Annotated in this window: 20 protein-coding genes; 10 read left to right on the top strand and 10 right to left on the bottom strand. The window is 72.1% G+C overall.

Annotated features, from left to right (window positions below):
* Nucleotides 1-85: 85 nt before the first annotated feature.
* The 7 genes from GA0115233_RS11245 (at nucleotide 86) to GA0115233_RS11215 (ending at nucleotide 7,870) form a co-directional block, all read left to right on the top strand.
* Nucleotides 86-1,210: a polyamine ABC transporter substrate-binding protein gene (locus tag GA0115233_RS11245; protein WP_093720029.1), complete on the top strand. Its 1,125-nt coding sequence runs from the start codon at nucleotides 86-88 to the stop codon at nucleotides 1,208-1,210.
* Nucleotides 1,211-1,213: 3 nt separating this feature from the next.
* Nucleotides 1,214-2,107, top strand: coding sequence for an ABC transporter permease (locus GA0115233_RS11240; protein ID WP_093720028.1), 894 nt, complete (start codon nucleotides 1,214-1,216; stop codon nucleotides 2,105-2,107).
* Complete coding sequence (locus GA0115233_RS11235; RefSeq protein WP_093720027.1) at nucleotides 2,104-2,982, top strand: ABC transporter permease; 879 nt, start codon at nucleotides 2,104-2,106, stop codon at nucleotides 2,980-2,982. Before GA0115233_RS11240 ends, GA0115233_RS11235 begins: the two co-directional genes overlap by 4 nt.
* Before the next feature lie 5 nt (nucleotides 2,983-2,987).
* Nucleotides 2,988-4,058 carry an ABC transporter ATP-binding protein gene (locus GA0115233_RS11230; RefSeq protein ID WP_093720026.1) on the top strand — a complete coding sequence of 357 codons (1,071 nt, stop codon included), beginning with the start codon at nucleotides 2,988-2,990 and terminating at the stop codon, nucleotides 4,056-4,058.
* A gap of 165 nt (nucleotides 4,059-4,223) precedes the next feature.
* Entirely contained in the window at nucleotides 4,224-5,543 is a 1,320-nt protein-coding gene (locus GA0115233_RS11225; protein ID WP_093720025.1) for a flavin monoamine oxidase family protein, read from the top strand.
* Nucleotides 5,536-6,957 carry an aminobutyraldehyde dehydrogenase gene (locus GA0115233_RS11220; RefSeq protein WP_093720024.1) on the top strand — a complete coding sequence of 474 codons (1,422 nt, stop codon included), beginning with the start codon at nucleotides 5,536-5,538 and terminating at the stop codon, nucleotides 6,955-6,957. The genes GA0115233_RS11225 and GA0115233_RS11220 overlap by 8 nt, the downstream gene beginning before the upstream one ends.
* Before the next feature lie 70 nt (nucleotides 6,958-7,027).
* Complete coding sequence (locus tag GA0115233_RS11215; protein ID WP_093720023.1) at nucleotides 7,028-7,870, top strand: SDR family oxidoreductase; 843 nt, start codon at nucleotides 7,028-7,030, stop codon at nucleotides 7,868-7,870.
* Nucleotides 7,871-7,934: 64 nt separating this feature from the next.
* Here GA0115233_RS11215 and GA0115233_RS11210 read toward each other — a convergent pair whose 3' ends face one another.
* From GA0115233_RS11210 to mftA, 10 genes are all read right to left on the bottom strand, one after another.
* The gene (locus tag GA0115233_RS11210) at nucleotides 7,935-8,489 is read right to left on the bottom strand and encodes an adenylate kinase (protein ID WP_093720022.1); all 555 of its coding nucleotides are present in this window, start codon (nucleotides 8,487-8,489) and stop codon (nucleotides 7,935-7,937) included.
* Nucleotides 8,490-8,607: 118 nt separating this feature from the next.
* The gene (locus GA0115233_RS11205) at nucleotides 8,608-9,261 is read right to left on the bottom strand and encodes an SDR family NAD(P)-dependent oxidoreductase (protein WP_093720021.1); all 654 of its coding nucleotides are present in this window, start codon (nucleotides 9,259-9,261) and stop codon (nucleotides 8,608-8,610) included.
* Nucleotides 9,262-9,279: 18 nt separating this feature from the next.
* On the bottom strand, nucleotides 9,280-11,184 hold the full coding sequence (gene acs / locus GA0115233_RS11200) for an acetate--CoA ligase (protein ID WP_093720020.1): 1,905 nt from the start codon (nucleotides 11,182-11,184) through the stop codon (nucleotides 9,280-9,282).
* Nucleotides 11,185-11,311: 127 nt separating this feature from the next.
* Nucleotides 11,312-12,793 (bottom strand): mycofactocin biosynthesis glycosyltransferase MftF, encoded by a 1,482-nt coding sequence (gene mftF / locus GA0115233_RS11195; RefSeq protein ID WP_093720019.1) that lies wholly within the window; start codon nucleotides 12,791-12,793, stop codon nucleotides 11,312-11,314.
* Nucleotides 12,790-13,575, bottom strand: coding sequence for a mycofactocin-coupled SDR family oxidoreductase (locus GA0115233_RS11190; protein WP_093720018.1), 786 nt, complete (start codon nucleotides 13,573-13,575; stop codon nucleotides 12,790-12,792). The genes mftF and GA0115233_RS11190 overlap by 4 nt, the downstream gene beginning before the upstream one ends.
* Nucleotides 13,572-14,318, bottom strand: coding sequence for a mycofactocin biosynthesis peptidyl-dipeptidase MftE (gene mftE / locus GA0115233_RS11185; RefSeq protein WP_093720017.1), 747 nt, complete (start codon nucleotides 14,316-14,318; stop codon nucleotides 13,572-13,574). The genes GA0115233_RS11190 and mftE overlap by 4 nt, the downstream gene beginning before the upstream one ends.
* Before the next feature lies 1 nt (nucleotide 14,319).
* Nucleotides 14,320-15,492: a pre-mycofactocin synthase MftD gene (gene mftD, locus GA0115233_RS11180; RefSeq protein WP_093720016.1), complete on the bottom strand. Its 1,173-nt coding sequence runs from the start codon at nucleotides 15,490-15,492 to the stop codon at nucleotides 14,320-14,322.
* A complete protein-coding gene (mftC, locus tag GA0115233_RS11175; protein ID WP_093720015.1) occupies nucleotides 15,489-16,724 on the bottom strand; it encodes a mycofactocin radical SAM maturase in 1,236 nt (411 codons plus the stop codon). Before mftC ends, mftD begins: the two co-directional genes overlap by 4 nt.
* Nucleotides 16,721-17,026 (bottom strand): mycofactocin biosynthesis chaperone MftB, encoded by a 306-nt coding sequence (gene mftB / locus GA0115233_RS11170; RefSeq protein ID WP_093720014.1) that lies wholly within the window; start codon nucleotides 17,024-17,026, stop codon nucleotides 16,721-16,723. Before mftB ends, mftC begins: the two co-directional genes overlap by 4 nt.
* A 10-nt stretch (nucleotides 17,027-17,036) precedes the next feature.
* Nucleotides 17,037-17,150, bottom strand: a complete 114-nt coding sequence (gene mftA / locus GA0115233_RS11165) for a mycofactocin precursor MftA (RefSeq protein WP_093720013.1) — start codon at nucleotides 17,148-17,150, stop codon at nucleotides 17,037-17,039.
* A gap of 356 nt (nucleotides 17,151-17,506) precedes the next feature.
* Here mftA and mdo point away from each other — a divergent pair, with 356 nt between their 5' ends.
* The 3 genes from mdo to GA0115233_RS11150 all read left to right on the top strand — a co-directional run bounded on the left by mdo (nucleotide 17,507) and on the right by GA0115233_RS11150 (nucleotide 21,589).
* A complete protein-coding gene (mdo, locus tag GA0115233_RS11160) occupies nucleotides 17,507-18,799 on the top strand; it encodes an NDMA-dependent methanol dehydrogenase (protein WP_093720012.1) in 1,293 nt (430 codons plus the stop codon).
* 77 nt (nucleotides 18,800-18,876) lie between these two features.
* On the top strand, nucleotides 18,877-20,046 hold the full coding sequence (locus GA0115233_RS11155) for an AAA family ATPase (protein ID WP_093720011.1): 1,170 nt from the start codon (nucleotides 18,877-18,879) through the stop codon (nucleotides 20,044-20,046).
* Between the two features lie 13 nt (nucleotides 20,047-20,059).
* A complete protein-coding gene (locus GA0115233_RS11150; protein ID WP_093720010.1) occupies nucleotides 20,060-21,589 on the top strand; it encodes a VWA domain-containing protein in 1,530 nt (509 codons plus the stop codon).
* Nucleotides 21,590-21,593: the final 4 nt, after the last annotated feature.

Below are 21,593 nucleotides of genomic sequence, written 5' to 3'. Positions count from 1 at the left end.
CCGCCTTCGGATTCAGGGCCCGAAGCGAAACGACCAGCCGGTCCAGCCCTGGACTTGTGCCGTTCCTCGACGGAGAGGACGCTCCATGTCCCCCGAGGTACCACCGCCGTCCCGACGCGCCCTTCTGCGGGCGGGCGCCTGCGGCCTGCTGGGCGCAGCGGTCGGCGGCTGCGGGTTCATGCCCGCCGACAAACCCGCCGCCGACCGGCTCGCTCCGCCCGAGCCGCGCGTCGACGGCGATCTCGTCTACTTCAACTGGGCCGACTTCGTCGACCCGGCCGTGTTCAAAGGCTTCGAGAAGGAGTACGGCGTCAAGGTCATCCAGTCGAACTTCGACTCGATGGAAGGCATGGTCGCCAAACTCAACGCCGGCAACCGCTACGACATCATCTTCCCCACCGCCAAATGGGCCCAGCGCCTGGCCCGCGGCGGCCGCCTGCGCCGTATCGACCACGCCCGGCTCAGCAACGCCGACGCCGTGTTCGGCACGTACACCTACTTCACCGACCCCTGGTACGACCCCGGCTCCGCGCACACCGTCCCCTTCACCGCGTACAAGACCGGTATCGGCTGGCGGCGCGACAAGATCGGTGACCTCACCGACTCCTGGCGGGACCTGTGGAACGACCGCGCACGCGGCAAGGTCTTCCTGCTCGACGACCGCGACGAAGTGCTCGGCATGGCCGCCCTCACCCTCGGCCTCGACGTCAGCACCGGCGACCCCGGCAACCTCGACCGCATCACGGATCTGCTGGGCGACCTGCGGCCCCGGCTGCGCGGCTTCTCCAGCGACAGCTACAACAACCTCCTCAACGGCAACGCCTACATCCAGCAGGCGTGGAGCGGCGACATGGCCGCGATGCTCAACCAGGCCGAGGACCCCTCGGTGTTCGGGTTCCAGGCGCCGAAGGAGGGCACCCCGATCAACTCCGACTGCTACGCCATCCCCTGGAACGCGCCCCACCCCGGTACCGCGATGCTGTTCATCGACTACATGCTCCGGCCGGAGAACGTGAAGAAGAACATCGAGTACATCGGCTACCCGATGCCGGTCGCGGGCTCCGAGAAGGTCTACGCCGACCTCGTCGAACCCTTCCCGGAGTGCCTGGTGACCCAGGAGGACCTGAAGGCCGACGCGTTCTTCCGCAACGGCGACCGCGCGGCGGAAGAGGCGCGCGACACCGCCTGGACCCATGTGAAGGCGGGCTGAGCCATGGCACTGCTGCGCAACTCCTCCCGCACCCGCCGCCGGGACACCTCCGGCAACCGGATCTGGGTCTGGTTCATGCTCCCCGGCACCCTGTGGATGGCCGGATTCCTGGTCGCCTCGCTGCTCCTGGTCGCCGTCCTCGCCGTCGGCACCACCGACGAACTCGGCAACCCCCGCTTCGGCTTCGACCTGTCCGCCGTACGCGCCCTCGCCGACCCCGCCTACACCGAGGTCCTCGCCCGCTCCCTGGGCTACGCCCTGCTCACCTGCCTGATCTGCCTGCTGATCGCCTACCCGGTGGCGTACACGATCGCCCTGTACGGCGGCCGCTACAAGCACGCGCTGATCGCCGCGATCGTGGTCCCCTTCTTCGCCAACTACCTGGTGCGGATGTACGGCTGGTCGGTGGTCCTCTCCGACGACGGCCCGCTGCTGCGCGCCCTGCGCGCGATCGGCCTGGCCGACGGGGGCACCAAGATCCTCAACAGCTCCTTCGGCGTCATCGCGGGACTCGTCTACGGCTTCGTCGTCTTCATGATCATCCCGTTGTACGCGGCCCTGGAACGCCTCGACGTCTCGCTCATCGAGGCCGGCCGCGACCTGTACGGCGGTCCCGTCCGCACCTTCTTCTTCGTCACCCTGCCCGCCACCCGGCAGGGCGCGGCGGCCGGACTTGTGCTGGTCTTCCTGCCCGCGATGGGCGACTTCGTCAGCGCACAGCTCATGGGAGGACCGGACCAGATCATGATCGGCAACCTCATCCAGGACAAGTTCTTCCAGGGCCAGAACTGGCCGCTCGGCTCGGCGCTCACCATGCTGCTGATGCTGGTCCTGCTGATCGGGATGCTCGGCTATCTGCGGCGCACCCGCAAGGACGAGGCGGAGGCCCTGCGATGACCCTCGTCAGCACCCCCACCGCCACCGCCCCGGCCCGTGAATCCGCCCGTACGGCCAAGCGCCGCCGAGGCCGCCGCAGGCCCCGCGTCCTCATCGCGATCACCACCCTGTTCTTCGCGCTGCTGTACCTGCCCATCGCGGTCGTGGCCCTGTTCTCCTTCAACTCCCAGAAGTCCCTGACCGTCTTCGACGGGTTCAGCCTGCGCTGGTACCGCGCCTTCGCCCACGACGACGTCCTGATCGCCTCCCTGGGAACCAGCCTGCGCATCTCCCTGGTGGCGATGGCCGGCTCGGTACTCCTCGGCGTCGCCCTCGCCCTCGGCCTGGTCCGCTGCCGCACCCGGCTGGGCTCACTGGCCGGACTGATCATGCTGGTCCCGCTGATCACCCCCGAGATCGTCACCGGCGTCGCCTCGATGCTGCTGTTCAAGGGCCTCGGCATCCCCCTGTCCACCTTCACGGTGATGCTCGCCGAGATCACCTTCTCCATCTCCTACGTCACCGTCGTGCTGCGCTCCCGCGTCGCCGCCCTCAACCCCGAGGTGGAGGAGGCCGCCATGGACCTCGGCGCCACCCGCTGGCAGGCGGTCCGCCTGGTCACCCTCCCGGCACTGCTGCCCGCCGCCCTGGCCAGCGCGGTACTGATCTTCGCCCTGGTCTTCGACGACTTCGTGCTCGCCTACTTCACCACCGGCGTCGACCCCCAGCCCCTGTCGGTGCGCATCTACTCCGCGATCCGCTTCGGCGTCCAGCCCACCATCAACGCGGTCGGCACGCTCATGCTCGCGGGATCCATCGCCCTGATCGCCCTGGCCCTGTTCATCCCGCGCCTCTTCGGCCGCCGCGGCGGCCTCGACCTCCTCTCCGGAGAGTGATCCCCATGGACGCGACCCCCGCCGTCCGGCTCGACGGCGTCTCCAAGCAGTACGCGGACTCCTACGCCGTCCACCACCTGGACCTCGACATCGAGTCCGGCCACTTCTTCTCCCTGCTCGGCCCCTCCGGCTGCGGCAAGACCACCACGCTCCGCATGATCGGCGGCTTCAGCGACCCCACTGAGGGCTCGGTGCTGCTGGCCGGGGAGGACGTCACCGACCTGCCCCCCAACAAGCGCAACGTGAACACCGTCTTCCAGAGCTACGCCCTCTTCGACCACCTCGGCGTCGCCGACAACGTCGGCTTCGGCCTCAAGCGCAAGGGCGTGCCCAAGACCGAGATACGCAAGCGGGTCGGCGAGATGCTCGACCTCGTCCAGCTCGGCGCGTTCGCCGACCGCAAGCCCCGCACCCTCTCCGGCGGCCAGCGCCAGCGCGTCGCCCTCGCCCGCGCACTCGTCAACCGCCCGGCCGTACTGCTGCTGGACGAACCCCTCGCCGCCCTCGACCTGAAGCTGCGCCGGCAGATGCAGGTGGAGCTGAAGCAGATCCAGCGCGAGGTCGGCGTCACCTTCGTCTTCGTCACCCACGACCAGGACGAGGCGCTGACCATGTCCGACCGGATCGCGGTGATGCACGCCGGACGCGTCGAGCAGTGCGGCACCCCCGAGGACATCTACGAACACCCCTCCACCGGCTTCGTCGCGTCCTTCATGGGCACCTCCAACCTGATGACCGGCACCTACCGCGACGGCAAGGTCTCCCTGGAAAAGGGCCCCGACCTGCCCGTCGGCACCCGCACCGGCATCTCCGACGGCACCGCCGTCAGCGTCTCCGTGCGCCCCGAGAAGGTCTGGCTGTCCGACTTCGAACCCGGCATGGCCAAGCTCAGCGGCGTCATCCGCGAGACCGTCTACAGCGGCCCCACCACCACCTACCTGATCGAACTCGCCCCGGGCGTGACCCTGTCGGTGCTGGAGCAGAACACGGCCCGCGCCCGCATGGAGGACCGCTGGAGCGGCGGCGAGACGGTCGAGTTCGCCTGGCGGCCCGAGCACTGCCTGGTCCTGGCCTGAGCCCCGAGCCCCTCGGGGCCTGGGCTGCTTGAGCCCAGGCCCCCGGGCCTACGCGCCCCCTGAGCCCGAGCCCCCTGGCCCCGGGGAGCCCGCGCTCCCTGAATCGCGAACGTGGGCCCGCGCTGCCCGACCCCGCGCTCCCCCTGACAGAAGAGAGCCCCACCCATGCACCACGACGTGATCGTGCTCGGCGCCGGTCTCGCCGGACTCGGCGCCGCCCGGGACCTCGCCGCAGCCGGCACCGACGTCCTCGTCCTGGAGGCCCGGGACCGCGTCGGCGGCCGGGTCGAACAGACCCGCGCCCCCGACGGCCGCACCGTCCAGCTCGGCGGCGAGGTCGTCGGCCACGCCCACACCGCCTACCTTCGACTCGCCGCGGAACTCGGCCTGAAGCTGGTCCCCAGCTACGTCGAGGAACCGGGCCGCATGACCCGCGCCACCCCGGAAGGCCGCTCGACGGGCGAACCACCGCACTGGTTCGGCCCCGGAGACACGGCCACCCACGAACGGCTGAGCAAGGAGTTCGCCGCCCTCGCCGCCACCGTCGACCCGGACGACCCCTGGTCACACCCCGACGCCACCGCCCTCGACCGGGTCTCCGTCGCCGACTGGCTGCGCTCCGGCGGGGCCGGCCCCGCCGTGGTCCGCCTGTGGGACATCGGCCAACTCGCCCTGGCGGGCGGCTCCTACGAGCGCATCTCCCTGCTCGCCGCACTGCGCAAGAGCGCCGCCGTCCCCGGCTCGGGCACCGGCGACTACGACTACGAGGACTGGGAAGGCCTGCGCCTCGCCGAGGGCTCCGCGACACTCGCCGAAGTCCTGGGCCGCGTCCTCGGCCCGCGCATCCGCCTCGGCTCGCCCGTCGCCGCCGTGGACATCCGCCCCGGTATCTGCACCGTGCGCCTGCGCACCGGCGAGGTCCTCACCGCGGGAGCCGTGGTGAGCGCCCTGCCCGTCGGACCGCTCAGGGACATCGCCGTCAGCGGAGTCAGCGACGAGCGCCTCGCCTCCCTGCACCGCCAACGCCAGGCCGTCGCAGCCAAGTTCGCCGCCGTCTACGACCGCCCCTTCTGGCGGGACGCCGGACTGAACGGCCTGTCCGAGACGGAGGGCGTCCTGGGCAGCACCTGGCCGCAGAACGAGGGCGTCCTGTCGGCCCTGGTCCCACCCGAGCGCTACGGCGTCCTCCTCGGCACCCCGCCCCACCTGCGCACCCCCGAACTCCTCACCGAGATCGCCGCCATGTTCGGCGACGAGGCCCTGCGGCCGACCGCCTGCCATCTGCGGCTGTGGGGCACCGACCCGTGGACCCAGGGGTACGTCACCCAGTGGACGCCCGGCGAGGTGATGGCCGTCGGCCCGCTGCACGGCCGCCACGAACCGCCGTTCTACGTCTGCGGCTCCGACCAATGGGTCGCCGGATACATGGAGGGCGCCGTCCGCACCGGCCGCGCCGCGGCCGAGGAGGCGCTGCGCCGTGGCTGACAGCGACCGACTCAACCACATCGGCGGCAAGGACGTTCCGGCCGCGTCCGGCGCCACCCTGCCGCTGATCGACCCGGCCACCGGGCTGCCCCACGCCACGGCCCCGCTGTCCGGCCCCGAGGACGTGGACGCGGCCTGCCGGGCCGCGGAGGACGCCTTCGAGAACTGGGCGTCGACAACGCCCGGTGAGCGGCAGACGGCACTGCTCAGGATCGCCGACAGCCTTGAACGGACGGCCGACCGGATCGCGGACGCCGAAGTGGCCGACACGGGCAAGCCGCGGTCCCTGTTCCTCGCCGACGAACTGCCCGCCATCGTGGACGTGTTGCGGTACTACGCCGGAGCCGCCCGCAATCTGCCCGGCTCGGCCGCCGCCGAGTACACACCGGGCCGCACCTCGGTCCTGCGGCGCGAACCCATCGGCGTCTGCGCGCAGATCACCCCGTGGAACTACCCGCTGATGATGGCCGTCTGGAAGATCGCCCCGGCCCTCGCGGCCGGCAACACGGTCGTCCTCAAACCCTCCGACACCACACCGTCCTCGGCCGTCCTCCTGGCCCGACTCGCCGCCGAGCACCTGCCGCCCGGCGTGCTGAACGTGGTGTGCGGCGACCGCGACACCGGGCGGGCCCTGGTCGCCCACCCGGACGTGCGCCTCGTCGCCGTCACGGGAAGCGTGCGCGCGGGCCAGGAGATCGCCGCGGCGGCAGCGGCGGACCTCAAGCGCCTGCACCTGGAACTCGGCGGGAACGCGCCCGTGTTGATCCACGCGGACGCCGATCTCGACGACGCGGTGGAGCAGTTGGCGTCACTGTCGTTCTACAACGCGGGCCAGGACTGCACGGCCGCGACCAGGATCCTGGTCGACCGGCGTATCCACGACACCTTCCTGACCCGGTTCACGCAGCGGGTGGCGCGTCTGCGCCCCGGGGCCCCGGACGACGGGCACGCGGACTTCGGCCCGCTGGCCAACGCGGCCCAACTCGCCGCCGTACGCGGCCTGCTGGAGCGTCTGCCGGCGCACGGGGAGATCGTCTCGGGCGGTGCGGTGGTGGACCGGCCCGGCTACTTCCACGAGCCCACGGTAGTCGCCGGAGTGCGGCAGCTGGACGAGATCGTGCAGCGCGAGGTGTTCGGGCCGGTCGTCACCGTCCAGCCCTTCACCGACGAGGCCGAGGCCGTACGGCTGGCCAACGGCGTCCCGCAGGGGCTCGCCGCGAGCGTGTGGACACGCGACCACGACCGGGCCATGCGCGCGACACGCGCCCTGCGCACCGGCATCGTCTGGGTCAACACCCACGGCACGACGGTCTCGGAGATGCCGCACGGAGGGGTGGGCCACTCCGGCTGCGGCAGCGATCTCTCCCTCACCGGACTGCTCGACTACACGCAGGTCAAGCACGTCATGCTGTGACGCGATCGGGGTGCGGCGACCGCGAGCATTGCGGACCGAAGCTGTCCGCAACGCCTCCTACGGTCGTCCCATGACCCAGACGCAGAACATCCTTGTCACCGGTGCCACCGGAACCGTCGGCCGTCAGGTCGTCGCCGAACTCCTCACCCGCGGCCACCGGGTCCGCGCACTGACCCGGAACGCGGCGAAGGCCGACCTCCCGGCCGGGGTCGAGGTGGTCGAGGGCGACCTGACGGACCCGGACACCCTGACCCCGGCCCTGGAGGGCGTGACCGGCCTGCACCTGATCACCTTCGGTGGCGCGTACTTCGCCCCGCTGCAGACGGGCCCGAGGATTCTTGAGCTGGCCCGCGCGGCCGGGGTACGCCGGGTCACCGTGCTGCACGGCGGCGAGGGGACCCCGCTGGAGGACGCCGTGCGCGCCGACGACGGCGTGGACTGGACCGTACTCATGCCGGTCGAGTTCATGGCCAACGCGTTGGAGTGGGCGGACGGCATCGTCAGCCGGGACGAGGTCCGGGAGCCGTTCGTCTCCCGCCTGAGTGCCATGGTCCACGAGGGCGACATCGGCGCCGTGGCCGCGGTCGCGCTCACCGAGGAGGGCCACGGCGGACAGGAGTACGTGATCACCGGCCCCGAAGTGCTGACCGTCGCGGACAAGGTGGCCGCCGTCGCGGGCGCGCGGGGGCGGGCGGTGTCCCTCGTCGAACTGACCGAGGAGCAGGCCGTCGAGCAGTGGCGGGCAGCGGGCCACACCGACGAGGTGATCGGCTTCCTGCTCGAAGCCTACGGAAACACCCCGGAGATCGGCCGCACGGTCACCGACACCGTCGAGAAGGTCACGGGCCGCCCCGCGCGGACCTTCCGCCAGTGGGCGCAGGAGCACGCGGAGGCCTTCGGGCCACACGCGTGACGAGGTCCGCGCGACGCGGACACCCTGGGCGGCACCTGAACGTCCCGCCCAGGGGACACCTCGCTCACACGCGCGGCGCCGACAGGCCTTCCAGGGCCCGTGCCGTGATCTCGGGCACCGGCCCGTCCGCGGGGACCGTCACGAGGAGGTCCGCGTAGTACGCGAGCAGCGGCGCGGTCTGCTTCTCGTACACCCGCTGCCGGTTGCGGATGACCTCCTCGGTGTCGTCCGCCCGGCCGCGCCCCAGCAGCCGCGCGACGACGACCTCCTCGGGGACCGAGAGCTCCAGCACCGCGTCGAGTGCCGTGCCGGTGCCGGTGAGCATCGCGGCGAGTTCCTGCGCCTGAGGGACCGTGCGGGGGAAGCCGTCGAGGAGGTAGCCGCCGCTGGCGTCCGGGAGTGCGAGGCGTTCGCGCACCATGCCGGCGGTGACGTGGTCGGGGACGAGTTCCCCGGTGTCGAGGTAGCGCTGGGCTTCCTGGCCGAGCGGGGTCCGGCGTGCGACATGGTCCCGGAACAGGTCTCCGGTGGAGATGTGGGGGACGCCGAGCCGCTCGCTCAAGGCGACGGCCTGGGTGCCCTTGCCCGCTCCGGGAGGCCCGATGAGGATGATTCGCATCAGCGATGCGCACCTTTCCGTGAGAGCTGTTCGTCGGTGGCCCGTTCGGCCGATTGCTTGATCGCAATATCCGCTGTCGGACTCGCGGTTCGGTCGGTTCCCTCTGGCAGCACGGTGGTCAGGCGGCCCGGGAGGCGCAGTCGGGTTCGGCGCTGAGGACCAGCACCGGGCCCTGGGCCGGATCCATCCGGTGGGTCAGCAGATCGCACAATACTTCGGCCAGGCCGACGAGGTGCGCCGCCGCGTCCAGCGACGGGCTGGGGATCAGCGTATGTACGTCCACCCGGGGTGCCAGCTCGGCGGCCAGCGACTCGGTGAGTTCGGTCAGCCCGGCCAGCGTGGCGTCCCGGGCGCCGCCGCGCCCCGTCGCCGCGACCACGTTGACCACCGATCCGCCGTGCGCCGCCATCCAACGCCGGTAGGCGCGCTGGACGAAGCTCAGCGGCATCACCAGGTCCCGCTGGAACGTTTCGCGCAGATCCAGCGGATCCAGTTCCATCAGCGGTCCCGTGCGGGGGCGGCCCGCGACCAGGTTCACCACGTGGTCCAAACGGCCGAGCCGCTCCACCACCGTGTCGACGACCCGGCCGGGTCCGGCAGCGTCCGACGGGGTGAAGGGCAGCGCGAGCACGGAGGAACCCCGCGGAACGGGCGCGCCGGCGACTGCCACCCGCGCCCCGCGTGCCACGAGGCTCGCCGTCACCGCCGGGGCCGGCTCGCCCTCCCCGGTGACGAGGACGACCCGGCCGGTCAACGTACTGATGTGTCCCATGACCGCACACCCTGCCGATCAGCCGGACTGCTCGGACGCGTCGGCCAGACCGGCGTGGATGCGGTCCATGACCGAGGCGTCCGCGAGCGTGGACACATCACCGACCTGCCGGTTCTCCGCGACATCCCGCAACAGCCGCCGCATGATCTTGCCCGAGCGGGTCTTGGGCAGCTCGGGGACGACCAGGATCCGCCGCGGCTTGGCGATGGGCCCGATCTCCCGCGCCACGTGCTCGCGCAGGGCGTCCACCGCGACCTCGCCCCCGGCACCCTCGCGCAGGATGACGAAGGCCACGATCGCCTGCCCCGTCGTCGCGTCCGAGGCACCGACCACCGCCGCCTCGGCCACCGCCGGGTGGGAGACGAGCGCCGACTCCACCTCGGAAGTGGAGATCCGGTGCCCCGACACGTTCATCACGTCGTCGACCCGGCCCAGCAGCCAGATGTCGCCGTCGTCGTCGTAGCGGGCGCCGTCCCCGGCGAAGTAGTAGCGCTGCGCCGCGAACCTCGCCCAGTACGTCTGCCGGTAGCGGTCGTCGTCGCCCCACACCCCGCGCAGCATCGACGGCCACGGCTGGTCCAGCACCAGATAGCCGCTCTCGCCCTTCGCGACCTCCACGCCCTGGTCGTCGACCACCTTCGCGGAGATCCCCGGCACCGGCGTCTGCGCCGAACCGGGCTTGAAGGAAGGGGAGTCGGGCGACGGCGCGATCATCACGGCGCCCGTCTCCGTCTGCCACCAGGTGTCCACGACCGGCGCCCGCCCGGCCCCGATGTGCTCGCGGTACCACCGCCACGCCTCCGGGTTGATCGGCTCACCCACACTGCCGAGCACCCGGATCGAGGACAGGTCGTGGCGGGCCGGGATGTCCTCGCCCCACTTCATGAACGTCCGGATGAGCGTGGGCGCCGTGTAGTACACGGACACCCCGTACTTCTCGATGATCTCGAAGTGCCGCCCCTCGTGCGGGGTGTTGGGCGTGCCCTCGTACAGCACCGATGTCGTGCGGTTGGCGAGCGGGCCGTAGACGATGTACGAGTGCCCGGTGATCCAGCCGATGTCGGCGGTGCACCAGTACACGTCGGTGTCCGGGTCCAGCCCGAACACCGTGCGGTGTGTGCAGGCGGCCTGCGTGAGATAGCCGCCGGAGGTGTGCAGGATGCCCTTCGGCCTACCCGTAGTGCCCGAGGTGTAGAGGATGAACAGCGGGTGCTCGGCGTCGAACGCCTCCGGCTCGTGCCGGTCGGACTGGACGTCCACCAGCTCGTGCCACCACAGGTCGCGGCCTTCCGTCCACGGCACGTCGGTGCCGGTGCGCCGGACCACCAGGACATGCTCCACGCCCGGCGTGTCGCGGGTCGCCTCGTCGGTGTTCGCCTTCATCGGCTCGACCCTGCCCCGGCGGTACTGGCCGTCCGAGGTGATCAGCAGCCGCGCCCCGGCGTCCTCGATCCGGGACTGCAGCGCGGCCGGTGAGAACCCGCCGAAGACCACGCTGTGCGGCAGCCCCAGCCGGGCGCACGCCAGCATCGCGAACACCGCCTCCGGGATCATCGGCAACTGGATCGCCACCCGGTCACCGGCCCGCAGACCGAGCGACAGCAGCGCGTTCGCCGTACGGCAGACCTCGCGCCGCAGCTCCGCGTACGTGATCGTGCGGGTGTCGCCCGGCTCGCCCTCCCAGTGGAAGGCCACCTGATCGCCGTGGCCGGCCGCCACATGCCGGTCGACGCAGTTGTACGCCACGTTCAGCTTCCCGCCGGTGAACCAGCGGGCGAACGGGGCGTCCGACCAGTCCAGGACCTCGCTCCACTCGGTGTCCCAGTCCAGCTCGCCCGCCTGCCGCGCCCAGAACGCGAGGCGGTCGTCCACGGGCTGCGCGGTCTGGCCGTGACGGCTGTGGTGGTCGGAACGGGGCGACATACGGTTCCTCCAGTGAGGTGCGGGTGCGGCCGACGGCCCCGCTGAGGGCGGCGGGACCGTCTCCGAGAGCCACAGTGGGCGGACAGGGTTGGCGGCAGGTTGGCGGCGCCGAGGCCCTTCGTTCCGATCAGCCCGGCTGCGGCCGGGCGCCGGTCCAGCGGCTCACCATGCGCAGGGCGAGCCGGGGCCGCAGCGGGGCGGTGGTGCGGTGGCGCACGGCGCCCTGCCAGACGCCCCAGCCGTAGGCCAGGTCGTCCAGGCGGCGCAGCGCGAGATGGGTGAGCGGTGGGAGCGGGCTGCCGGAGCGGCGGTGGTCGAGCAGTCCGTCGGCGACGGCGGCGGTGAGCAGGAGCCATCGGGCCCGCTTGTCCACGGCGGCCGCGGCGAGCGCGACCGGCCAGTGGTGGCGGGTGGCGCAGCGCAGCAACTGTTCCGCGGTGCCCCGCACGGCGGCGACGGACAGCAGGGCGCCCGCGCGTGCCGGGTGGTCGGCGTCGGGCATCCGGCGCGCCACCCGTACGGCCGTCACCCCGGTCAGTACGGCCGCGGCGGCCACCGGCACGGGCCTGCCCCGCAGCAGCAGGGCACAGGCGGTCAGCGACCAGGGCGCCGCGTACAGCGGCGGCACCTGCCCGGGGTGCCGCAGCGCCAGGGCGGCGGCCCCGGTGCCGTAACTCGCGCGCTGCGCCAGCCAGTTGCGCAGGTCCGTGCGGTGGCGATGGCCGACCCTCGCGGAAGGTACGTACCGCACACGCCAGCCCGCCTCGTGCAACCGCATGCACAGGTCGACGTCCTCACCGACCCGCAGAGCCGTGTCGAACCCGGCGCCCACGGCCGCCCTGCGCACCACGATCGTCGCGCTCGGCACGTACGACAGCGCCGACACCGGCACCACCGGCCCCTCCGCCGCGCCCATGTCCAGCGGCGAGCGCAGCTTCTCGTACCGGTCCAGCAGCCCCGGCGACGGCACCGGCAACGCCACCACACGCGGCGCGACGAGCGCCACCGCCGGATCGGTGAACTGCGCCAACAGCGGCGCCAGCCAGCCTGGTTCGGGCACCACGTCCGAGTCGCAGAACGCCACGAATGCGCTACGACAGTGCCGCAGCCCGGTGTTGCGGGCGGCGGCCGGGCCCTGGTTGTACGGGTGCGTGAGCAGCCGGGCTCCGTGCCTGCGAGCCACGTCCGCCACGGCGGCGGGGGAGTGGGAGGTGTCGTCGACGACCAGCACCGGCAGACCGGTGGTGGCCGGGTCGCGGCGCAGGGCGTCGAGCAGCCGGTCGAGTTGGTCGGCGCGGTCACGGACGGGGATGACGACGGTGGTGTCCCGCACCGGTACCGGAGCGGGGCGCGGGTGGGCGATCCCGGCGTCCAGCAGGCGCCGGGCGAGCGCGGCGCTGGGGCCGTCCGTCACGGAGAACCGGCCGTCACCGAGGCGCCGTACCGCCGCCTCGGTCAGCCTCATCAGTCGCAACGGCGAGCCGCCCATCATCAGCCGCCCGTCCGCCGAGCGGTGAGAGCCGGGGGCGAGTTCGACGGTGAACCCGTCGGGGAGCCGGTCACCGGCCGGGGGAGCGAGGAGGTCCGGTGGGGCGGGTGCCAGTGTCATGAGGTGAATCCTCCGTCCGCGTGCAGTACGGAGCCGGTGACGGAGACCGAGTCGGCCGAGCAGGCCCAGGCGACCACGGCGGCCACCTCCTCCGGTTCCAGGGGGCGTTCGGTGAGCTGCCGGTCGGCGAGTGTGTCGACGTCGGTGAGGCCGTACAGGCCGGCGGTGGCCCGGAGCATGGCGGTGCGGGTGGAGCCGGGGGACACGGCGAGGGCGTTCACGCCGGTGCCGCGCAGGTCGCAGGCGAGGCCGCGGACCAGGCCGACGACGGCGTGCTTGGCGGCACAGTACGCGCCGAGCCGCCACAGGCCGCGGTGCGCGGCGGCCGAGGCCAGCGCCACGAAACGGCCGCTGCGGGGCTCCGGGCGGCGCAGCAGCGCGGGTACGGCGGTTCGGGCGAGGTGGGCGACGCCCAGGACGTCCACGTCGAGCAGGGTTCGCCACTGGGCGTCGGTCTGCTCCCACACGGGGGCGCCGCCGAGGATGACGGCGGCCCCGGCGACGGCGGCGTCGAGTCCGCCGAACTCGCGCTCGGCGAGGTCGACGGCGGTGCTCAGCGCCTGCTCGTCGCGCACGTCCGCCCGGACCGCGCGTACCAGCTCGAACTCCTCGGCGAGGGCATCGAGTTGGCCCGGTTCGGCCAGCGGATACGGCACCTCGGGGTCGTCCGCGCAGCGGTCCACGGCGACCACCGCCCATCCGCTCCCGGCCAGCCGCCGCACGGTCGCTGCCCCGATCCCGCGCGCGGCGCCGGTGACCACGGCGACCCTGGGGCCGGTCATCGTTCGGCCCTCGCGGGCTGCCCGAGCCGGCCCCGCGCCGACACCTGCCAGGCGCGGATGTCGGTGGCGAGCCGGTCCGCCATGCCGTCGAGAAGCCGTTCGCCCTCGCTCGCGCGGGCCCCGGCCGGATCGCCGAGCACACCGGACGGGCTCACCCCGCGCACGGACTCGGTGACCAGCCGGTCCATCAGCAGATGGACGGGCTGGGTCGGCCCGGCCACGGCTCGTTCCTTCCGCACCGCGGACGACCGCAGCCGCAGCATCATCGAGGTCTCGGTGTGGCCCGCGTGGGCGTCGGAGCCCGGCGGCATACACGGCCACCACGCCACGTCCCGGCTCTCGTCGCGCAGCCCGCGCACCGCGTCGGCCAGGCTCACCAGGTTGCCGCCGTGCCCGTTGACCACGAGCAGGCGGCCCGCCCAGCGCAGCATGGAGCGGCCGATCTCCGTGATCAGCAGCCGTAGCGCGTCATGGCCGACGGACACCGTGCCCGCGAACCCCTCGTGCTCACCGCTCGCCCCGTACGACTGCGGCGGCGCGACCAGCACGTCCACGTCGCCGTCCAGCCGCTGGGCGGCACGCGCCGCGACCACGCAGGCCACGGTGGAGTCGGTGTCCAACGGCAGGTGCGGGCCGTGCTGTTCGCAGGAGCCCAGCGGCAGCAGCACCAGCGGGGCCCGGCCGGTCAGGTCCGGCCAGGCGAGATCGGCGAGCCGGGGCGCCGGGGCCGGTCCGGGCGTCATCTCACACCGCGCCCAGGGTCCGGGTGAAGCCAGGCGGGATCACCACGTCGTCGCGGGTCAGTTCCCGCACGGAGGAGCGGCCGAGGCCCAGCAGTGCCGAGTCGATTCCGCCGCGCAGAATGTCGAGTACGTTCTCCACCCCGCTCTGCCCGCCCGCGGCCAGCCCCCATAGGTAGGCGCGGCCGATCATCACGGCTCGGGCACCCAGCGCCAGAGCCTTCACCACGTCGCTGCCCCGGCGCACCCCGCTGTCCAGCAGGATCTCCACCTGGGAGCCGACGGCGTCCGCGATCGCGGGCAGCGCGCGGATGGGGGCCGGGGTGCTGTCGAGGTTGTTGCCGCCGTGGTTGGACACGGAGACGGCGGTGACCCCGGCGTCGACCGCGCGCAGGGCGTCGTCGACCCGGCACACGCCCTTGAGCAGGAACGGCCCGTCCCACTGGGCGCGCAGCCAGGCCACGTCCTCCCAGGACGGGGGAGGGGTGCCCATCCACTCGCCGTACGCGCCGAAGAACGTCGGCGGGTCCTGGCCCTCCTCGGTGAGATTGGGCGTGGTCAGGTCGGGCAGCCGCCCGGACTTGACGAAGTCGAGCAGCCAGCGCGGACGGGCGACGGCCTCGGGGGCGAAGCGCACCATCTCCTTGAGGGTCAGCCGCTCGGGAATGCGGGGGCTGCCCCAGTCACGGCCGTGCGAGAACGACCAGTCGAGGGTGACGATCAGCGCCTTGGCGCCCGCCTCCCGCGCGTACTGCATACGGCGCAGCATCGCGTCCTTGGAGCCCATCCAGTACATCTGGAAGAAGACCCGCGGATTGGCCGCCACCACCTCCGTCAGCGGCTTGCTCGCGAACGAGCTGAGGCCCATCGCGGTACCGCGTGCCGCGGCGGCGCGGGCGACCGCCACCTCGCCGTCGGGGTGCACGGCCTGCACCCCGGTCGGGGAGATGATCACCGGCAGGGAGATCTCCTCGCCGAGCACGGTCGTCGACTGGTCGCGCTTGGCCGACAGCCCGGCGACGTGCGGGGCGAAGCCCAGCTCCGCGAACGCCTTGGTGTTGTCGTCGTAGGACGTGCCCTTCTCGGAACCGGCGAGCAGGGCGCCGTACACCGACTTCGGCAGTCGCCTGCCCGCCCTGCGCTGGGCCTCGGCGACCGTCTCGAACCACTTGCTCATGACGTTCCTTTCAGGTGCTGCGCGAGGGGGGCACCGGCCAGCGGGCTCTCGTCGCAGAGGCGGTCGGGCCGCGCGGTGCGCACCGCGGGCATGCCGAGGGGAACGGTCCGGTGGGAATGGTCCTTGCCCTGGCGCGGCAGCGCGCCGGCGTCCACCGAGGCGAGCGCGGCGGCGCCGTGGCCCTTGACGCACTCGGGGTCGGGTCCGTCCAGCGGCAGGCCAGTGAAGAACTTGGCGGCCATACAGCCGCCCTGGCAGGAGTCGTACGCCGGACAGCCCGAGCAGGCGCCCGCGGTGGTGGGTCTGCGCAGGTCGGCGAAGAGCGCTGACTCCCGCCACACCCGGTCGAAGCCGCCGGGGGAGCGGACGTTGCCCGCCTTGAACGCGTCGTGAATGGCAAAGGGGCAGGCGTACACATCACCCACCGGGTCGATCAGGCACACCACGCGTCCGGCGCCGCACAAGTTCAGGCCGGGCAGCGGATCGGAGCCGAGCGCGTTCAGGTGGAAGAAGGAGTCACCGGTGAGCACGCGTTCGCCGTGCGCCAGCAGCCAGGTGTAGATGTCGAGCTGCTGCGCGGAGGTGGGGTGCAGGTCGTCCCACACATCGGCGCCGCGGCCGGACGGCCGCAGCCGGGTGATGCGCAACTGGGCACCGTAGTAGTCGGCGATCGCGGCGAAGTCGTCAAGCTGAGGCACGTTCTGACGAGTCATCACCACGGAGATCTTGAAGTCGCCGAAGCCGGCCTCCGCCAGGTTCTCCATGGCGCGGATCGCCATGTCGTACGAACCGGGGCCGCGTACGGCGTCGTTGACCTCGCGGGTGGCGCCGTCGAGGCTGATCTGGATGTCGACGTAGTCGGTCGCGGCGAGCCTGCGCGCCCGCTCGGGGGTCAGGCGCAGCCCGTTGGTGGAGAACTTGACGCCGACCTGGTGGCCGACGGCGTAGTCGAGCAGTTCCCAGAAGTCGGGGCGGACGGTGGGTTCACCGCCGCCCACGTTCACGTAGAAGACCTGCATGCGCTGGAGTTCGTCGATCACGGACTTGATCTCTTCCGTGGACAGCTCCAGCGGGTCGCGCCGCCCGGAGGAGGACAGGCAGTGCGCGCAGGACAGGTTGCACGCGTACGTCCACTCCCAGGTCAGGCAGATCGGGGCGTTGAGGCCCCCCTTGAACTGCTCCACGAGAGCGGGCACGCGCTCGGCGGGCGGGGGATCGTGCAGGGTGGTCATGGCGGCGCTCCGGTTCCACTGCGCTGGGGGACGATCATGTCGGCGGCGGCCAGGGAGGCCAGGGCGCGCCGGAAGGCGGCCCGCCGGGTGTCGGGCACACCGGCCAGGGCGTGCCCGACGCTGGGATGGCGGTCGAGTCCCCGTACCAGTTCGACGAGTTCGGGTGCCTTCAGGAAGGACAGCCGGCGGTTGCCGAAGTGGTAGGCGAGCGCCCCGAACGGCTCGGGGCGCAGCGCGACGGACGGGCTCAACCGGTATGGCGCCGCCAGGTCGAGAGCGGCGGCCTTCGCGTGGCTGGACATGGGGCCGGGGCTAGTAGACGCCGCACATCCCGTCGATGGAGACCTCTTCCACGAGGACCTCCTCGACGAGTTCGTCGGCGTGGTGCGCGGTGTCCGTCTCCGCGGTGATCTGTTCCTCGTGCATGGCGAGCCTCCAAGGGAGTGGGGTGCGGGGAACGCCGGTTCGCCGACCGGCCGTTCTCGACGCTACGAGCGGCCCGCCGCGCCGCTCACCCTGCATCCGGCCCCCCTCGACCTGACCGGTCGGACAGGTGCGCCCCCGCCACCGCCGGGGCCCTCTCCGATCGGTCAGGCCGGGCCCCCTCCGACCGCGCCCCGCTGCCGTCCGAGCGGCCGGTGTCGCCGCCCGGCGCATTCCCGGAGGGTGAGGCACGCCACCAACACCGGCACCGTCCGCGCTCCACCCGGACCCTGCGCCGCCGGCGAGGGAGCAGCCGGACACCGTACGCGCCTCGTTGCGCGGAGAGGAATGTCGCGATCATGCAGGTCGAAGAACTTCTCAAGCCCTTCCCGATCAAGGAGTTCCACCCCTTCCCCCGGGCGCTGATGGGTCCGGGCGCCCACGAGCTGATCGGCCCCGAGGCCAAGAAGCTGGGATTCCGGCGCACCCTGGTGATGACCACCGGGCTGCGCGGCAGCGACACCGTGCACAAGATCGTCGAGTCGATGAAGTACCACGGGCTCGAAGTCGTCGTGTACGACAAGGTCGAGTCCAACCCCAAGGACTACAACGTCATGGACGCCGTGGCGCTGTACCAGGAGAACAAGTGCGACTCCTTCGTGTCGATCGGCGGCGGCTCGTCGCACGACGCGTGCAAGGGCGCCCGGATCTCCGTGGCCCACGACGGGCGCAGCGTCAATGACTTCGAAGGCTTCAACAAGTCCGAGAACCCCAAGAACCCGCCGCACATCGCCGTCTCCACCACGGCCGGAACGGGTTCGGAGACGTCCTGGGCGTACGTCATCACCGACACCACCACCGACCCCGACAACCCGCACAAGTACGTGGCGTTCGACGACGCCTCGGTGGCCACCCTCGCCATCGACGACCCGACGCTGTACTACGACTGCCCGCTGGACTACACCGCCCAGTGCGGCTTCGACGTCCTCGCCCACGCCTCCGAGCCGTACGTCTCCCGGCTCAACTTCCAGCCCTCGCTGGGCAACGCGCTGCACGCCATCCGCCTCACCGCCCGCCACCTGCGCCAGGCGGTGTGGAACGGCCAGGACCTGGCCGGCCGCGAGGGCATGATGTACGCCCAGTACATCGCCGCGCAGGCGTTCAACTCCGGCGGACTGGGCATCATCCACTCCATCTCGCACGCGGTCAGCGCCTTCTACGACACCCACCACGGCCTCAACAACGCCATCGCGCTGCCCCGCGTCTGGGCGTTCAACATGCCCGCCCACTACGAGCGGTTCGCCGACATCGCCGAGGCGATGGGCGTCGACACGCACGGCATGACCAAGGTGCAGGCCGCCGAGGCCGCGCTCGCCGCGGGCATCCGGCTGCTGCGCGACGTCGGCATCCCGGAGAAGTTCACCGACGTCCAGCAGGACACCTACTCCAAGAACCGCCTCGGCCAGGGCCCGACCAAGTTCTACGAGCAGGCCAAGGAGATCAAGGGCGACGCGCAGGACATCGACCGCATCACCCACCACGTCCTCGGCGACGCCTGCACCCCGGGCAACGCCAAGGAGTGCACGTTCGAGACGGTCCGGCCGGTCGTGGAGCACTGCATGACCGGCGACCTGGACGACCTGCTCGGCTGAGCACCGCGTACTCGGGAGCGGGGGGACGCACCGTGGGAGGTCATCCCCCCGCTCCCGCCCCATCGGACGGAGGAACCGTGCCCGCCACACCCGCAAGCCACCCCTTCGGTTCGGTCGACGAGGTCACCGAGCGGTTCGCCGCCGAGGGCTACATCGCCGACCGACGCCTCGCCACCACCGTGTACCTCCAGACCCGCCTCGACAAGCCGCTCCTCCTGGAGGGCCCGGCAGGCGTCGGCAAGACCGAACTCGCCCGCACCCTCGCCGCCGCCACCGGCCGCCGCCTGCTGCGCCTCCAGTGCTACGAGGGCCAGGACGAGAGCCGCGCACTGTACGAGTGGGACTACGGCAAGCAGTTGCTGTACACCCAGATGCTGCGGGAGAAGATCGGCGAACTCACCGCCGACGCCCCCGACCTGGCCTCCGCCGTGCACCGCATCGAGGAACAGGACAGCGTCTTCTTCTCCGACCGGTTCCTCGCCCCCCGCCCGCTGCTGGAGGCCGTGCGCGGCGAGCAGCCGGCGGTGCTGCTGATCGACGAGGTCGACCGGGCCGACGAGGCGCTGGAGGCCGTCTTGCTGGAGTGCCTGGGCGAGTACCAGGTGTCGGTACCGGAGATCGGCACCTACACCGCGAAGGTTCCCCCGTACGTGGTGCTCACCTCCAACAACACCCGCGATCTGTCGGCCGCGCTGAAGCGCCGCTGCCTGCACCTGTTCCTGGACTACCCGGACGCCGGGCGGGAGTTGGAGATCCTGCGGGCCAAGGACACCGGACTTCCCGAGGCCGCCGCCCGCCACCTGGTGGACGTCGTGCGCGGGCTGCGCGAACTGCCGCTCCGCAAGAGCCCCAGCATCTCCGAGACCGTCGACTGGGCCCGCACCCTCGCCGTGCTCGGCGTCGACGAACTCGACCCGGCGATCCTCGCCGACACCGCCAACGTGGTCCTGAAGTACGAACGCGACCTCAACCGGGCGCTGGACGTACTGCCCCGCCTGGTCGACCCCAACCGCACCCTGCCCGAACCGGGCCACGACCACCATCACCACCACGACGGGCACCACCACGATCACGATCATGACCACGAGCCGGACGGCCGCACGGTCCGCGCCGCCATGGACCGGCAGGGCCGCCACGACGAGGGCTACTACGGCGCCCCCGGCGCGGGGCCCGCCCACCGTCCCGCGACCGGTGTGGGGCAGGGCGCCCGCTCGTTCGCCGCCATGGCGCGGCGCCGCACCGACTGACCGGGAGGCGTGCATGGAATCCGGGGTGCACCGATTCGTCCGCGTACTCAGGCTGTTCGGCCTGCGTGTCTCCGTGGCGGAGGCGATGGACGCCATGCGCGGCGCCGCCCAGCCCGGTGTGCTCGCGGACCGCGAGACACTGCGCGCGGCCCTGCGCATGACGCTGGTGAAGGACCGCCGCGACCACGAACTCTTCGACGAGCTGTTCACGGCGTTCTTCTCCCTGCGCCCGGTCGGCGGCGGCGCCGACGGCCACGGGCACGGCCACGAGCACGACGACCTGACCGACATCGGCGAGCTGGAGTCGTTCACCGTCTCCGACGAGCCCTCCGAGACCCCGCAGCAGGGCCACAGCCACGGCAAGCCGTCCGACATCCGCGACTTCTTCGACCAGCAGGACCTGGCCCAGCAGTACAACCTGCACCAGGAGGCCAACAAGATCGACCTGGCGTCGATGACCGACGAGATCGTGCTGTCCAAGGACGGCGCCACGGGCGGACGTGACGACACCCCGTCCGTGCAACTGGAGACCGAGCGGCTGCACGGCGCCGGTGTCCCCGGACGCCTCGCCGCCTCGACCGGACAGCCGATCGACACCGCCCTGACCGTCGCCCAGCGCGACGCCCTGCTCGGCTGGCTCGCCGACCAGGACGACGACCCCGAGGAAGTCGGCGAGCTGCGGAGCCAGTTGACGGGGATCATCGAGGACCTGCCGGAGCTGCTCCGCCGTCACCTCGACCGGCTGGCCGAACTCCACTCGGTGGCCGTGGAATCCGCCCGGATCGCCGAACGCGCCCGCCTGGAGACCGTCGACGAGGACGAGCGCGGCCAACTGGAGGAGGCGCTGCGCAGGATCGGGCGCACGGTCCACGGCGCCCTCACCAGCCGCAGACAGGTCAGGCCCGCCGGACGTGTCCACCCGGGCCGCACCATGCGGCACAACATGCGCTACGACGGCGTGCCCTTCCGGCCCGTCACCGTCACCCGCGCCGAGGACCGGCCCCGCCTGCTGGTCCTCGCCGATGTCTCCCTGTCCGTGCGGGCCACCGCCCGCTTCACCCTGCACCTCGTGCACGGCCTGCAGTCCCTGTTCGGACAGGTCCGCTCGTACGCCTTCGTCGACGAACCCACCGAGATCACCGAACTGTTCGCCGAGCACCCACTGGAACGGGCCCTCGGCCTGGTCTTCGACGGGCTCCCGGCCGGCGGCCTGCTGGACGTGGACGCCACCTCCGACTACGGCCGCACCTTCGAGACCCTGCTCGCCGACCACGCCTCGGCGCTCGGCCGCCGCACCACCCTGCTGGTGCTGGGCGACGGCCGCGGCAACGGCAACCCGCCACGCACCGAGACCTTCGCCGAGATCACCCGCCGGGTCCGCCAGACCATCTGGCTGACCCCCGAACCCCGCTACTCCTGGCACCTGGGCCGCTGCGACCTGCCCGCCTACGCCGAACACTGCGACCGCGTACAGGTCGTCGCCGACCTGGCCGGACTGGAACGCACCGCCCACCGCATGACCACGGAGGCCGTGGGCCGATGAAGGG

This window comes from Streptomyces sp. DI166, from assembly GCF_900091315.1.
Taxonomy (GTDB): domain Bacteria; phylum Actinomycetota; class Actinomycetes; order Streptomycetales; family Streptomycetaceae; genus Streptomyces; species Streptomyces fuscus.
The sequence above is the reverse complement of the archived record's forward strand: the minus strand, read 5'-3'. Positions and strand labels throughout refer to the sequence as shown.